The organism is Nitrospira sp. CR1.1 (assembly GCA_014055465.1).
Taxonomy (GTDB): Bacteria; Nitrospirota; Nitrospiria; order Nitrospirales; family Nitrospiraceae; genus Nitrospira_A.
The window spans coordinates 41,571-56,673 of sequence record WIAF01000009.1 but is presented as its reverse complement, the minus strand read 5'-3'; the positions used below and the strand labels follow the sequence as shown (position 1 = coordinate 56,673).

The following is a 15,103-nucleotide window of genomic DNA, read 5'->3' as shown; positions in this document are numbered from 1 at the left end:
ATGAGTGGATAGGCTTGCCTCAGGAGCTCTTCTCATGGGCTGTCAACGGTGGCACTGTCCCGCCTTGTAGTCAGCATGAAGCGCCGATAAATCAGGAAGGCCCGAAAAGATGTTGTTGCTTGGGGAGGACGACGTGACGAACATAGTCCCGGTAGTGCTGTTCGCCTATGCTCGTCCGAGGCATTTGCTGCAGACCCTGGCTTGCTTGGAGCGAGAGAAGATCCCGCTCCTGTATGTATTCAGCGACGGTCCGAGGAATGCAGAGGCGGCGTCCCGTGTGGAGGCTGTGCGTGAGATTCTTCACGGCATTTCCTGGTGTAAAACAGTGGTATGCGAAAGAGAGCGGAATTGGGGGCTCGGCCGATCCATTCTTGATGGTGTGCAGCAGGTGCTCAAAACCCATGAACGCGTCATCGTTTTTGAGGATGATCTTGTGTGTGTGCCGGGGACGTATCAGTACTTGTGCGCGGCCTTAGATGCATACGCGCAGAGCCCGGAGGTTTTTAGTGTGACGGGGTGGACTCACCCGAGAGTCACTCCGGAGGATGTCGGTGATCAGCCGTATTTCGATGGAAGATCCGAGTGTTGGGTATGGGGTACTTGGGCCCGGGCCTGGCAGGGTATGGATGTCGATGCGCTAGGGTTCATGCGCGAGTGTCAACGGATAGGGAAGGATATTTATCGGTACGGAGCGGATTTGCCCGCGATGGCCGATGAAGAACAACGCAAAAATATTTGGGCGGTGCGATGGCTCTATCGGCACATTGTCGCAGGCGGATTGTGTTTTCGCCCGCCTCGCACCCTCGTAGAACATATCGGGTTTGATGCTGATGCGACGCATGCGAGCGACGGTAGTTATTGGTCGAATCCATCGTTGGAACCTTGCCCGGCCATCCCTTCCAAGTGGCCGACACCCATGGAGCATCCTGCTTGCTCCTCTCTGTGGCGTAGTGCCTGTGGCGAAGAGCCGTCGTGGCCGTCACGGTGGCGTAACGCTGTACGGAAAAGATTGCCTGAGCCGGTTTTGAATGTGCTCCGAACGGTCAAGCGCAGTGTGCGGATGCTCGCTGACACGAACGTTCTAAGGATGATACTGCCACCTGTGCTTGTTGCGGCCCTGCGGCCGCTCGTGCGATCGCGTGGTCGAGAAGCCAGTGAATGGGAGTATATTCCGGAGGGTTTCGGCCGGATGGAGACAGATCCGGCCATCAAGGGCTGGAATGTGCCTGCGGTTCGTGCTTCTCAACGGTCCAGATGGACGGCCTTTTCCCGCAAACTCGCTCTTGACGGACCGCTGGGATTTTCTTTCGATTCGGATCCCGATACGTATAAGAATCTTGCCTGTCACAATATTGTCATGAGCTATGCGTATGTGCTCGGCCTGTGCGCGCTGGAGTCATCGAAGATCTCGATGCTTGATTGGGGAGGCGGCCTCGGGCACTACGGCCTACTCAACAGGGCGTTGTATCCGCAGTTGATCATTGATTATTACTGTAAAGATGTGGAGTTGCTGGTGGCAGAAGGACGAGCTCTCAATCCTGGCGTAGAGTTCTGCACTGACGAAGCGTGTCTGACTAGAACGTACGACCTTGTGAATGCAAGTACCTCCCTGCAATATGCGAGAGACTGGGTTGCTACCCTTCAAGGGCTCGCGCGTGCTACAGGTCGGTATTTGTTGGTTACGCAACTGCCGGTGGTCAGCAATGCCAAATCGTTCGTCTTTGTTCAGCGGCCCTATCAATATGGATACAACACGGAGTATTTGGCCTGGTGCCTGAACCGCCAGGAATTTCTGGATGCGGCAAGGGTCGCCGGTCTGCAGCTGGTCCGTGAATTTATCGTGGGCTTTCAGCCTGTCATTAAGAATGCGCCAGAGCAAAATGAGTATCAAGGATTCCTCTTCAGGCCCGTGCTGGCCGCCGGGAATGAGAAAGCCCCACGGTCATGAACATCCCTGTGAATCGCTTGCTTCACGAGTTACAAATTCACCCCATATTGGCGGACATTGGGGCCTCGGTCGGGTTCCCGGAGATGTGGGGACCCATTGCCACACAGTCAATCTATCTCGGGTTTGACCCCGACCTACGCGAGCCCAGGGAAGAAACACAAGGAGTGTTTTGGAAATCTGTGGTTGTCGATGAGGCTGTCACGGCAGATCCCGCAGTCACCGAGGCCGTGTTTTATTTTACAAAGTCGCCTACCTGTTCCAGTACCCTTCGCCCGGATGCACAATCGCTGTCAAACTATGTGTTTTCCGATCTCTTTACAGTCGAAAAAGAGGCGCAGGTTCGGGCGACCACGCTCAACGCAGTGCTCGAACGATTTCAATTGTCCGGTATCGATTGGTTGAAGGTTGACTCGCAGGGGACGGATTACCGTCTTTTTGAAAGTCTGCGCCCTGATGTTCGTTCTCGAGTGCTCGCGCTGGATATTGAGCCCGGTTTGATGGACGCGTACCTTGGCGAAGATCTGTTTGTCGAAGCCCATCAGAAACTTGTGCGGAGCGGGTTTTGGTTGTCGAATCTTGATGTCCAGGGAACGGCTCGTATGAGCGAAACGACAGTGTCTCATTTGCTCACGAATCATCAGCGATTATCCAAGGAGGGGCTCATGCAGGCGATCCGGACGAGTCCGGGTTGGGTCAATGCTCGATACCTTCGAACACTATCGTCGTTAGCCTCGGCTCGATGCGACTCCCGGCAATACGTTCTCCTCTGGGTCTTTTCGCTCATTGACAATCAAATCGGGTATGCGGCGGATATTGTCCTGGAGTACGAGAAGAAATTTGGCCATGACAACGCCAGTCGTCTGATGAATGCCGAGACGATCGGGGCGCTCCAGCGTTTGGCAAGGCGGCGGCACAGCATGCGTCAATTGGTAAAACGGTTGGTTCCTGCGCCGGTCAAGACCTGGATCAAAAGGACATTTCCGGCGCTCAGGAGAGCGGGGTCGTGACGAGTCAGGCATTCTGCGATAGTCGCATTCTGATCACGGGTGGCCTGGGATTTATCGGCTCGACACTCGCGATGAAACTAGTGGACCTTGGGGCCGATGTCACGGTCGTTGATAGCCTGATTCCCGAGTATGGCGGCAACTTGTCGAATACAAGCGGGTACGAGTCGCGGTTGCACATTAATATTTCCGATGTGCGTGACGAGCATAGCATGCGGTATCTGGTGCAGGGAAAGGACTATCTGTTTAATCTGGCGGGTCAGACGAGTCATATGGACTCTATGCAAGATCCCTCGACGGACCTGGAAATTAATTGCCGTGCCCAGCTGTCCATTCTGGAGGCCTGCAGAAGATACAACCCGCGTGTGAAGATCGTCTTCGCCAGCACTCGGCAGATCTATGGGAAGCCTGATTCGCTCCCCGTGGCCGAAGATCATTTATTGAGGCCTGTGGACGTCAACGGGATCAATAAGATGGCCGGAGAGTGGTATCACATTTTATACAACAACGTGTACGATCTCCGCGCGTGCGCGTTGCGTCTGACCAATACCTACGGACCCAGGATGCGGATAAAAGACGCCCGCCAGACCTTTCTCGGCATCTGGGTTCGACAGGTGATTCAAGGCAATGCCTTCGATGTGTGGGATGGCCACCAGGTAAGAGACTTTACGTATGTCGATGACGCGGTGGAGGCATTTCTGTTGGCGGCTGCGAGCGATGCGGCTAATGGGCAAGTGTTCAATCTTGGGGGGGAGGCCGTCATCAGTTTAAAGAGTTTGGCCGAGTTGCTTGTGAAGGTCAGTGGTTCCGGCGCCTATGCACTGAAGACCTTTCCCAGCGATCGGAAGAAGATCGATATCGGCGACTATTATTCAAACTTCGACAGGATCCGTTCCATGCTGGGATGGGAGCCTAGAGTGCCATTGTCCGATGGGCTGGCTCGTACCGTGGCCTTCTATCGCCAGCATCTCGCACAGTACCTATGAGAGAGCTTCCCGGGCAGAAATCCCCAGGCTGGCAGACGCCAATGGCTGAGTCGGACGATCGATGTCACACGCCATTCGGTAGAAGGACAGGGGCCTTCACGTACCGAAATCGCGGTTAAGGAATGTCATGCGGGGGACATACGAACTTCCACGCTACATTTACGAATGTCTCAAGTTATCGATCAAACATCGGCCATATTGTAGCCGTGAAGCGCTCTCCCGGTGGTATTCCGATTGGGCGCACAGCCTGCAGTCTGGCGGAAATAGATTCGGTGATCGTCGCCCGTGGATCAACTTCGATGCGGTGGCCTTATTAGAAAAGTCGGTATCCCATACCTCTCGCGTCTTCGAGTATGGGTGCGGGGGGGCAACGCTATTTTTTGCCGACCGTGTTCGTGAACTTGTGTCCGTCGAGCATGACCTCGAATGGTTTAAATGTGTGCAAGCAGAAATGGGTGGGCGCAGTCAGGCGCGCTGGATCCCGCACCTTGTTTCTCCGTCTCCCTCTGCTGTCTCTGCCCTGCATCTCGCAAGTGATCCGGATGCGTATGTTTCAGCCGAAGTCCGATTTTCCGGTTGCGCCTTCCGCGATTATGCGGCAACGATTGATACGTATCAGGATCACTCCTTCGACCTTGTCTTGATTGACGGCCGTGCGCGACCCTCCTGCTTTAAACATGCCCTCCATAAATTGAAGTTTGGAGGCACGATCGTCCTGAATAATGCCGAGCGGCCACAGTATGCATCTATTGACATGGCGGCTCGTGCTCTCGGGTTCGAAATTCAGGAATTTTGGGGGCCAGCTCCCTACCAGCGGCACTTTTCACGGGTGCTTCTCATGCGTAAGGTGCAGCGCTACTTTGCCTTGAACGACCTCGACAAGAAACTTGAGCAGTATCTCAACTTTGACGGTGGCGTCTTTGTCGAGGCAGGGGCGAACGACGGCGTAAAGCAAAGTAATACGTTGCACTTTGAGGCTTGCCGCGGGTGGCACGGGTTGCTGGTCGAGCCTCTTCCAGAACTTGCGCGTAAATGCCGGCTTCATAGGCCACGGTCCATAGTAGAAGCGGTTGCTTTGGTTGCTCCAATGGAGGCAGGCAAGTCAGTTACGTTGAGGTACGCGGATCTCATGTCGGTTATCAAGGGAGGAATGAAGACCGCGGAAGAAGAGGAACAGCACGTGAAAGCGGGGATACAGGTGCAGGCGCTCTCTAATACCTTTGAAATGGAGGTGCCAAGTGCGACTCTAAGCGGATTGCTCGACAAGCATGGGATTAGTCAGGTTCACCTCTTGTCACTGGATCTGGAAGGGTACGAACGCAAGGCATTGGAGGGGTTGGATCTTTCTCGTCACCGGCCTCAATTTATCCTCGTCGAGGCGCGATACCGCAAAGAGATCGAGCAGTATCTGGCGCCGTATTATGAGTTGAAAGAGGAACTCTCCCATCACGATTTGCTTTTTCAGTGCCGCGAACACGTGCATTCCGGCACTCAATGACAGCCAGGCGGGTGGTAGGCGTTATCTATTGCGTCCGGTGACCGTTGAATCGTTTGACAGCGGCAGTTGGGGCCAGGGCACTCACTATCACGGCCCTGTTCCGTAACAGGTGATGTGGAGCAGACGTGCATCTGCGCCCACCGAGGGGGCTTGCGCCGATTGCGGACGCGATGACAAGATGCAACGCTGCGCACTCAAGCCTTGCCTCTATCATGCATGATTGTGCTTGAAGCGGCCGGTTTGCGTCGACGTTTTCCGGGAAATTGCCCGCTCGGGTTCAATGAACTGAGGGAGCAAGGATGCGTGGCCCCTGACACCGCAGGTGCTGCCGGACGATCGCAAAAAGATCGATGTCGGCGATTGCTAGTCACTGTTCGATAAGATTTGCTCCGCGCTGGGATGGGTGCCCGGTGCGCTATTATTCGATGGGCTGGCTCGTACTGGGACCTACTATCGCCAGCATTTAAGGCAGTATTTATGAAGGTATTTCTGTGACGGAACACTCTTCTATTGCAGCCGCGAATCCGCTAGCCGATTATGAGGCGCACCGGCAGGAAATCGATGAAGCCGTGCAGCGGGTTCTTTCGGGCGGGCGATACATTTTGGGCCCGGAAGTCGCCGCATTCGAGCAAGAATTTGCATCTTTTTTGGGTGTGTCCGACGCGGTGGGGGTTGGCAGCGGAACCGATGCCTTGCATGTCGCGCTTCGCGTCTGCGGAGTAGGCCCCGGAGACGGAGTTATCACGGTCTCTCATACTGCAGTGGCCACTGTCGCAGCGATCGAACTGGCCGGGGCGGTGCCCGTGTTAATTGACGTGGATCCACACACCCAGACGATGGACCCGCATCACCTGGAACATGCGTTGAGGAGGAAAGCTGAACGGCGAATTAAGGCGGTAATTCCTGTGCATCTGTACGGCCATCCGGCTGATATGCCGGCCATACTCCAAATCGCGAAGAAACAGGATCTCAAGGTAATTGAGGACTGCGCTCAGTCCCATGGAGCAACCATTCACGGGCGCCAGACCGGGACGTGGGGGGATGCGGCCGCATTCAGCTTTTATCCCACGAAGAATCTGGGGGCCATTGGTGATGGCGGGGCGATTGTGTCGAATGATCGGTCTCTCTGTGTGGCCGCCAGATTAGTTCGTGAGTATGGATGGCGAGAGCGATATGTGAGTGATCTGCCCGGACTCAACTCGCGCCTTGATGAAGTCCAAGCGGCTATTTTGCGCGTAAAGCTGCGATACCTCAGTCAGGACAATGCTCGGCGGCAGCAGGTGGCCAGGCAGTATGACACGGCCTTGGCGACGTCGGGCTTGGTCCTGCCCGCTCGTCGAGCGGGATACGATCATGTCTTTCATCAGTATGTGGTCAGGAGCACTCGCCGGGATGATCTGAAGAACCACTTGGGCAGCCATTCAATCGGAACTGCCATTCACTACCCGGTCCCTATCCATCGTCAGCCGGCCTATCGAGATCGTGTGTGCATTGACGGTCCTTGCCTGGAACACACTGAGCGGCTGTCTCAGGAGGTTCTTAGTCTTCCCATGCACCCCCATGTCACGGGCGAGCAGCTTCGTCGCATTACGGATTCAATCGCCGCCTGGAGAACGCGGCCTTAGAGAACGTGTAATGCGCTATTTTTGCACATATTTTGATCAGCACTACCTGACGAGAGGCCTTGCGCTGCATCGTTCCCTCACTCAGCATTGCGGCTCCTTCCGGTTGTGGGTGCTGTGTTTGGATCAGGCGTGTTTTGACGTGCTTCGCCGGATGGATTTGCCGGGGGTTATTCCGCTCTCGCTCGACGAATTGGAGCGCGGGGATGATGAACTCCTCATGGCGAAACAAAATCGATCCCGCATTGAGTATTACTTTACATGCACGCCCGTCTTGCCCCGATTTATTTTGGAGCGCGAGACTGAAGTTGATCTGTTGACCTATCTCGATTCCGATTTATTCTTCTTCTCCGATGTTTCACCGCTGTATAAGGAAATCGGGAACAATTCGGTGGCCATCATCGCTCATCGATTCCCGTCCTTCTTAAAGGAATTGGAAGAGGCCGGGATATACAATGTGGGATGGCTGAGTTTTCGAAACGATGAGCGGGGGCGTGCATGCTTGTCGTGGTGGAGAAATCGATGCATTGAATGGTGTTATGATCGACGCGAAGATGGCAAGTATGGCGACCAAAAATATCTGGACGATTGGCCAGCACGGTTTCCGGGCACGATTGTGTTGCAACATAAGGGCGCCAATGTCGCACCATGGAATTTGGCAACCTATCCGCTGGAAGGGAAAGACGGCAGAGTCGTGGTCGCGGGCGATCCTCTCGTCTTCTATCATTTCCATGGTCTCAAGCAATTAAATCAATGGGTGTACGATCCGAGTATTCACTGGTATAAGCAGCAACTATCCCCTCTGGTTCGTCGATTCGTCTACGTGCCATATATTGGAGCGCTTCTTGACGCCGCACACATGACAGCCCCATTTCTGGGAGCATCCTCCGTTGCGAGAGGCCTCAGGGACCAGGTGCAGGTTGAGCCCCTTTTTATTCGAATGGCTAAGAAAGTGAGGCTCGTTATCCAGCGTGTTCGGCTTCTGGTCAAGCGCCAGTACCTGTTCGTCCTTGACAGGCAAGTGCTCTAACGTGATGGCTTTCCGTGAGCAGGAGCCTGCCTGCGCGACACGCGCTTCTGATCCACAGATTTTTCCCACCGTCACCGTCGTCACTCCCTCCTACAATCAGGGCCGCTTCATACGTGAAACCATCGAAAGCGTGCTCTCTCAGGACTATCCGGCAGTCGAATACATGGTGATAGATGGTGATTCTACGGATGAGACGGTATCGATATTGAAAAGTTACGGGAGCAGGATTTCCTGGGTTTCTGAACCAGATAGGGGACAATCGGAGGCGATCAATAAGGGGTGGAAAAGAGCCACTGGAGAGATTGTGGCGTGGCTGAATTCCGATGATATCTACCTCCCGGGCGCGATTTCGACGGCGGTCAGCTATTTGCAGAATCATCCAGATGTCGCGCTCATCTATGGCGATGGTTTTCACATCTCTCAGGATGGAACATCGCTCGGGCGGTTTCCTTCCGAACCCTTCTCGGCGGATCGCCTCAAGGAAACCTGTTTTATCGCCCAACCAGCGACGTTTGTGCGACGATCGGTGATAGAGCAGGTCGGGTTTATCCGCGATTCCCTCCGCTACTGTATGGATTATGATCTGTGGATTAGGATCTCGAAGCGATATCGGCTTCAGTATGTGCCGGTCCCGCTGGCCAGTATTCGACTGCACAACGACTGCAAAACCGTGAAAGACCGTGTCGCCACCTACGCAGAAACTGTCAGGATGTTGAGGTCCAATTATGGATATGCCGCGCCGCGATGGTCGTGCGGCTATGCCTATCGTCTGCTGGATGCGCGATTGGATCGGTCGCGCGTTTGGGGTAGAGTACTGTTTACGGCCAGTTTGCCGGGGCTCTGTGCTTGGAATTTGGTACGGTTCAGTAGAAAGGCACCAGTCAGAGAATTCTGGCGATGGGCAATCGGCTTGAGAGGGCGGTACGGAAAACTTCTGAACGAAGAGGGCAGCTGAGGCTATGGCTGGAGTGTATCGATGATGCTACTGGTCGGTTGTCATGCGCCCGCGTGATATAACGATTCTGGTCCTCAACGATTTTGCGTATGTGAACGGCGGGTCCGCCCAAGTGGCCTTGGCCAGTGCCAAGGCACTGGCCTCAAGAGGCTACAAGGTTATCTTGTTTGCTGCCGTCGGGCCGATCTCAATAGACCTTCAGCAGCCGAATCTTTCTACCATCTGCCTCGGACAACATGAAATCGTGGAGGATCCCAATCGCCTTCGTGCATTTGTTCAGGGGATGTGGAATTTCAGGGCCTCACGGGAAATGGCCCTTCTCCTGAAGCAACTCAGTCCGGCGACGACCATCGTCCATGTTCATGGATGGACGAAAGCACTGTCTGCGAGCGTGGTGCGCCAGGCTGCGGTGCGTGGTTTCAGAGTCGTATGCACGCTGCATGATTACTTTTCAGCCTGCCCGAACGGGGCCTTCTTTCACTACCCGAAAGGGGAGGCCTGTCATCTTCGCCCGCTCTCTCTCTCTTGTATTGCGAGCGCCTGTGATAAGCGAAATTTTGGGCACAAAATCTGGCGGGTGGTGCGGCAAATCGTACAGCAGCGAATGGGGCGTTTGCCAGGCTGTGTCCAACAGTTTATTGTTCCCTCACGGTTGTGCCAAGGTGTGCTGCGCGAGACCCTGCCTCCCCGTTCGACCACGCATGTGGTCCGGAATCCGATCGATATGCCAAAATGTGATCCGGTCACTGTCGAGGACCATTCAGCGTATATCTTCGTGGGCAGATTGGCACGCGAAAAGGGATGTCTGCTGCTCGCCCTCGCAGGGCAGAAGACAGGTTATCCGGTGACCTTTGTGGGTGAGGGCGAGTGCCGCAAATCTATTGAACAAGAACTCCCGTCCGCGGAGATTACTGGATGGTGTGACCGGCCTGAACTCATGCAGGCCCTGTCCAAAGCGCGGGTGTTGGTGGCTCCGTCACTCTGTTATGAAACGCAAGGGCTTGCCGTTGTAGAGGCCGCGGCATTGGGCATTCCCGCGATTGTTCCGGATACGTCGGCTGCCAGGGAAAGTGTTGCTGACGGCGTGACTGGACTGTGGTTCAAGGGAGGCGATCTCGAAGATCTTGCCGCAAAAATGCGGGTCATGCGCGACGATCAGACTGTGCGCCGAATGGGACGTGCAGCCTATCATCGATACTGGTCTTCCCCTGATCATCTTGAGTCACACATCGACAGGCTCGAAGAGATGTATGAGAAGGCGTTGGCCGGATAAAAGAACGGTTGTGACACAGCGGGAAGCTGTGCTCGTCAGAATGTCGGTAAGACTCTCGATGGCTACGGACTAAATGCAATCAGGTAGTCTGCGAGTTGCCATCGTTCATGACTGGTTGACCGGCATGCGAGGGGGAGAGCGTTGTCTCGAGGCCTTTTGTGAATTGTTTCCGAATGCTGACCTGTACACCCTGCTCCACATCAAAGGCACGGTCTCTCCGACGATTGAACGCCGCCATATCCGGACGAGTTGTATTCAGTCTCTTCCCTTTGCTGATCGGTTCTATCGTTATTACCTGCCGCTGTTTCCTGCGGCGATCGAGCGATTTCGTCTGCCGGCCTACGACCTGGTCTTAAGCTCGAGCCATTGCGTCGCCAAGGGCATTCGTCCACCGGCAGGCGCAAAACACCTCTGCTACATCCATGCGCCGATGCGGTATGTGTGGGATCAGTTCGAAAACTACGCCGGCAGCGGAAGGTCGGGAGTTCTGGCGAGACTGGGCATGACGCTGTTCAGGGAGCGTTTACAGGCGTGGGACGTGACCTCCGCCGCGCGAGTGGATCAATTCGTCGCGAATTCGCACAACATCGCCCGGAAGGTGGAGAGGTATTACCACCGGCCGGCGGCAGTGCTGCATCCGCCGGTCGATTGGCAGACCTTTCAAGCCTCGGAGCAATCAGAGGACTTTTATTTCATGGTCACGGCCTTTGCCCCGTATAAGCGGGTTGATCTGGCCATTCAGGCATGTAATGTTATGAAACGGCGACTAAAGATCATCGGCAAGGGGCAGGAAGAGGCACGGTTGCGCAAGCTTGCCGGACCGACGGTGGAGTTTCTCGGCTGGCAACCGGACAGCGTCGTACGGGATCATTATGCACGCTGTCGCGCACTGCTCTTTCCCGGGGAGGAGGATTTTGGTATCGTCCCGCTGGAAGCAATGGCCTGCGGTAAGCCCGTGGTGGCTTTTGGGCGTGGGGGCGCGCTGGAGACCGTGGTGCCGTTGCAGGGGGCCGGTTCTGTGGCCGTCGCGGGACCGTCCGGCACAGGAGTGTTTTTCTTCACGCAATCGGTCGAGGCTCTCGTCGAGGCCATGGAGACGTGCGAGCGTCGCCGGGCGGAATTTGACCCGCAGGCCATTCGTGCCCACGTGGCCGCATTCGACCGCCGGATCTTCAAGGAGCGTATGAACGCCTTCGCCATGGAGGCGTTGACGGGGACGGCTTCATAGAGGGCGCATGCTCAAACGCCACTCCCAGTTTCTCAAGAGCCTCCTATTCTGTATCGACCTGGGGCTGATCTGCGCCTGTTGGGTCGGGGCCTACTACCTGCGTTTTTCAGAGATCGTTGAGCCTGCCACTAAAGGAATTCCTCCGCTCCGGATCTATCTGTTGTTGTTGGTCCCGATCATCGCCGTCTGGGGCGTGTCGTTCCAGGCCTTCGATCTCTACCGCCCGCGGCGGATGGGCACGCGATTGTCTGAGTTTTTCGACGTAGCGAAAGCCAATTCGTTGTCCGTGTTGATCCTCGTGGCTCTCACGTTCTTCTTCCGGCAATACGAATATTCCCGGTTGGTGTTGCTGTATTTCTGGCTGTTGAACCTCATCACCTTGGGGTTTTCACGGGTGCTGTTCCGGGAGGCGCTCCGTTTTCTGCGTCGTCATGGATACAACCAGCGCCATGCGTTAGTTATCGGCACCAGTCGATTGGGACGCCGGGTGGTGGACGCACTTGCTCAGCACCCGGAACTGGGCGTGAGGGTGCATGGGTTTTTGAGCGCCGATTCCCGGAAAGTGGGCGAGCGGATCAACGGGGTGCCGGTGCTCGGACGGTATGATGATCTCCAGGAACGTGTTCAGTCCGGGATCGATATCGTGTTCGTCTGCCTTCCTCCGGAAGATGAGCAGTGGGCGGAGAAGATGTTCGGGTTCCTGGCCACCACCATGGTCGAGGTGAAGGCGTTGCCGGCGATGTGTGAATTCGTGAGTCTGCGGGCGGAAGCGGAAATGTTCGAAGGCCTTCCGTTGATTACGTTGCAAGGGTCGCCTCTCCACGGCTGGAATCTGGTCATCAAGCGGGTGTTGGATATTGTCGGGGCGTTTGCGGCCCTGGTAGCGTTTTCGCCGGTCTTATGCCTGGTCGCCGCGTTGGTGAAACTGACGTCTCCCGGCCCGATCTTTTTCCGTCAGCTCCGGATGGGGCTGGATGGGCAGGCGTTTGAGATGTTGAAGTTTCGCTCGATGAAAATGGACGCGGAATCCGAGACGGGGCCGGTCTGGACGCAACCCAACGACGATCGGCGGACGCCCATCGGAGCGTTCTTGCGGCGGACCAGTTTGGATGAGCTCCCTCAATTTTGGAATGTCTTGCGAGGGGAAATGAGCATTGTTGGTCCGCGGCCCGAGCGGCCCGAATTCATCGCGCGATTCCGCGAAACCCTGCCTCAATACATGCTGCGTCATAAGATGAAGGCTGGAATCACCGGATGGGCCCAAATCAACGGCTGGCGGGGAAACACGTCACTGGAAAAGCGGATCGAGCATGATCTGTATTACATCGAGCATTGGTCGATCTGGTTTGACATCAAAATCATGTTGCTCACGGTTTGGCGGGGATTTGTTCACCGGCATGCCTATTGAGAGTTCTGTCCTTCGTTCAAGCTCCCATCGGCCCGAACGATCCCTTCGCATTGGGCTGAGTTTTCTTGAGTTTCATGTGATGGCTTGTTAACATCGCCCCCGAAAGCCTTCGCATGCCTAGCACGACACGTCGAACCAGCACTCTATCGAAGCCATCTGTTTCCCTCCTGAGGATTCTCCGCGGCATTCGTTTATTCGCCACGGATGTCGATGGCGTGCTGACGGACGCCGGCATGTACTATTCCGAATCCGGAGACGAATGGAAAAAGTTCAATACGCGTGACGGGATGGGGATCAAGCTGTTGCAAAAGGCGGGAATCGTGACGGCGATCATCACCCAGGAATCGACGAAAATCGTCATGCGTAGGGCGCAGAAACTCACAATCCCCGAGGTCCACCAAGGGGCCTATGATAAGCTCGCAGTGTTGAAAGATCTGATCGCGCGGCATGGCCTCACAATGAAGCAAGTGGCCTACATCGGTGATGATGTGAATGACCTCCAGGCGTTGGGCGCGGTCGGATTCTCTGCGTCTCCGGCCGATGGCATGCCTCCCGTGTTGAAGGTCGTACGGTATGTGTGCAAGAAAAACGGCGGGGAGGGCGCCGTGAGGGAATTGGCGGATCTCATCCTGGCAGCGCAACAACCCCGGTGAAGCGATGGCCATCCCTGTCCTGTTGAACGGAAGCGGAGCCCTGGAGATATGGTAGACCACCTCTATCCGGTTATTTTGGCGGGCGGCAGCGGGACCCGGTTTTGGCCGTTGAGCCGGCATCTTTATCCCAAGCAACTTCTACGCATCATCGGCGAGGAGACGCTCATTCAGCAGACCATGCGGCGCGTGCTCTCCTGTGCCAGACCCGATCGGGTGCTCATCTCCACCAATCCCGGGCAGGCGGATTCGATTCGCGTGCAATTGGGAGAGTGGAAGTCCGACCTCAAAGACAACTATGTGATTGAGCCGGTCGGGCGCAATACCGCCCCGGCCATTGCGCTGGTGGCGGCGGAGCTGCTTCGGCGCGATCCCGAGGCGATGATGCTGGTCTTGCCGGCGGATCATGTCGTTACCGGAAAAAAGGCGTTTCAGGCCGCGGTGGCGTTGGGTGTGCAGCTTGCCGAAAAGGGGCATTTGGTGACGTTCGGCATCGAGCCGACCAGGCCGGAGACCGGATACGGATACATTCAGCCGAATCGGCGAACCGTGTTGGCCAAAAAGGGTCGGCTGACCGGCCACCCGGTCGCTCGATTTGTCGAGAAGCCGAACCGGACAAAGGCGGCGCAGTACCTCCGCAACGGCAATTACTTTTGGAATAGCGGGATGTTCCTCTGGAAGGCAGCCACCATTCGAGACGAAATCAGCCGCCACCAGCCGCCACTGGCTAAAGCCGTGCAGAAGGTCCATTCCCTGATGATGTCGGGCGCCGCCCCCCAGCAGATTGAAGCGGCCTACAAGAAAGTTCCGTCGGTATCGATCGACAACGGCGTGATGGAGCTGTCGGCGCATGCGGCCATGATTCCGGTGGGGTTCGGCTGGTCGGATGTGGGCAATTGGAGCAGCCTTGAAGAGGTCGCGCCGCGCGACAAGGCCGGCAATGTGGTCAGCGGTCGAGTCATCGATTTGGACAGCACCAATTCCGTCCTCTATGCCGATCGCCGGGTTGTCGCCACCATCGGCCTCACGGATATGGTTGTGGTCGATACGCCGGATGCCACGTTGATCTGCCCGAAGTCCCGCTCGCAAGACGTGAAGCAGATGGTGGAAATTCTCAAGCAGCAGGGAGCGCCGGAACATCTGGAACACCTAACGGTGTTCCGCCCCTGGGGGTCCTATACCGTGTTGGAGGAAGGGCCGGGATACAAAGTGAAGCGTGTGACGGTGAACCCGGGGGGACGGTTGTCATTACAGCTCCACCATAAGCGTAGCGAACACTGGGTGGTGATCACGGGAACTGCCCGGGTGACCCGCGGCGACGAGGTCCTGGATCTGCAGGTGGGGCAGAGCACGGCGATTCCTGTGGAAACGGCCCATCGTCTCGAAAATCTTGGCGCGGAAGTCCTCCATATCATCGAAGTACAGAATGGGCCCTATCTCGGAGAAGATGACATTGTGCGGTTCCAAGACGATTACGGGCGGCTCGGCCGGGCACGTTAGG

12 protein-coding genes are annotated in these 15,103 nt (G+C 56.0%); all 12 read left to right on the top strand.

From position 1 onward, the window contains the following. Nucleotides 1–133 precede the first annotated feature (133 nt). The 12 genes from GDA65_15215 to GDA65_15160 all read left to right on the top strand — a co-directional run bounded on the left by GDA65_15215 (nt 134) and on the right by GDA65_15160 (nt 15,102). Nucleotides 134–1,948 carry a hypothetical protein gene (locus tag GDA65_15215; GenBank protein ID MBA5864043.1) on the top strand — a complete coding sequence of 605 codons (1,815 nt, stop codon included), beginning with the start codon at nt 134–136 and terminating at the stop codon, nt 1,946–1,948. Next, on the top strand, nt 1,945–2,955 hold the full coding sequence (locus tag GDA65_15210; GenBank protein ID MBA5864042.1) for a hypothetical protein: 1,011 nt from the start codon (nt 1,945–1,947) through the stop codon (nt 2,953–2,955). The genes GDA65_15215 and GDA65_15210 overlap by 4 nt, the downstream gene beginning before the upstream one ends. Beyond that, nucleotides 2,952–3,938, top strand: a complete 987-nt coding sequence (locus GDA65_15205; GenBank protein MBA5864041.1) for an NAD-dependent epimerase/dehydratase family protein — start codon at nt 2,952–2,954, stop codon at nt 3,936–3,938. The genes GDA65_15210 and GDA65_15205 overlap by 4 nt, the downstream gene beginning before the upstream one ends. 127 nt (nt 3,939–4,065) lie before the next feature. Continuing rightward, nucleotides 4,066–5,436, top strand: a complete 1,371-nt coding sequence (locus tag GDA65_15200) for an FkbM family methyltransferase (GenBank protein MBA5864040.1) — start codon at nt 4,066–4,068, stop codon at nt 5,434–5,436. A 485-nt stretch (nt 5,437–5,921) separates the two neighbouring features. Then, a complete protein-coding gene (locus GDA65_15195; GenBank protein MBA5864039.1) occupies nt 5,922–7,061 on the top strand; it encodes an aminotransferase class I/II-fold pyridoxal phosphate-dependent enzyme in 1,140 nt (379 codons plus the stop codon). 10 nt (nt 7,062–7,071) lie between these two features. Then, nucleotides 7,072–8,088 (top strand): glycosyl transferase, encoded by a 1,017-nt coding sequence (locus GDA65_15190; GenBank protein ID MBA5864038.1) that lies wholly within the window; start codon nt 7,072–7,074, stop codon nt 8,086–8,088. Between the two features lies 1 nt (nt 8,089). Continuing rightward, complete coding sequence (locus GDA65_15185; GenBank protein ID MBA5864037.1) at nt 8,090–9,043, top strand: glycosyltransferase; 954 nt, start codon at nt 8,090–8,092, stop codon at nt 9,041–9,043. Nucleotides 9,044–9,086: 43 nt separating this feature from the next. Next, nucleotides 9,087–10,316: a glycosyltransferase gene (locus tag GDA65_15180; protein ID MBA5864036.1), complete on the top strand. Its 1,230-nt coding sequence runs from the start codon at nt 9,087–9,089 to the stop codon at nt 10,314–10,316. A gap of 73 nt (nt 10,317–10,389) precedes the next feature. Further along, entirely contained in the window at nt 10,390–11,544 is a 1,155-nt protein-coding gene (locus tag GDA65_15175) for a glycosyltransferase (GenBank protein MBA5864035.1), read from the top strand. A 7-nt stretch (nt 11,545–11,551) separates the two neighbouring features. Further along, nucleotides 11,552–12,952, top strand: a complete 1,401-nt coding sequence (locus GDA65_15170) for an undecaprenyl-phosphate glucose phosphotransferase (GenBank protein MBA5864034.1) — start codon at nt 11,552–11,554, stop codon at nt 12,950–12,952. A gap of 185 nt (nt 12,953–13,137) precedes the next feature. Further along, nucleotides 13,138–13,605 (top strand): HAD hydrolase family protein, encoded by a 468-nt coding sequence (locus GDA65_15165; GenBank protein ID MBA5864033.1) that lies wholly within the window; start codon nt 13,138–13,140, stop codon nt 13,603–13,605. A gap of 48 nt (nt 13,606–13,653) precedes the next feature. Continuing rightward, nucleotides 13,654–15,102: a mannose-1-phosphate guanylyltransferase/mannose-6-phosphate isomerase gene (locus GDA65_15160; GenBank protein MBA5864032.1), complete on the top strand. Its 1,449-nt coding sequence runs from the start codon at nt 13,654–13,656 to the stop codon at nt 15,100–15,102. Nucleotide 15,103: the final 1 nt, after the last annotated feature.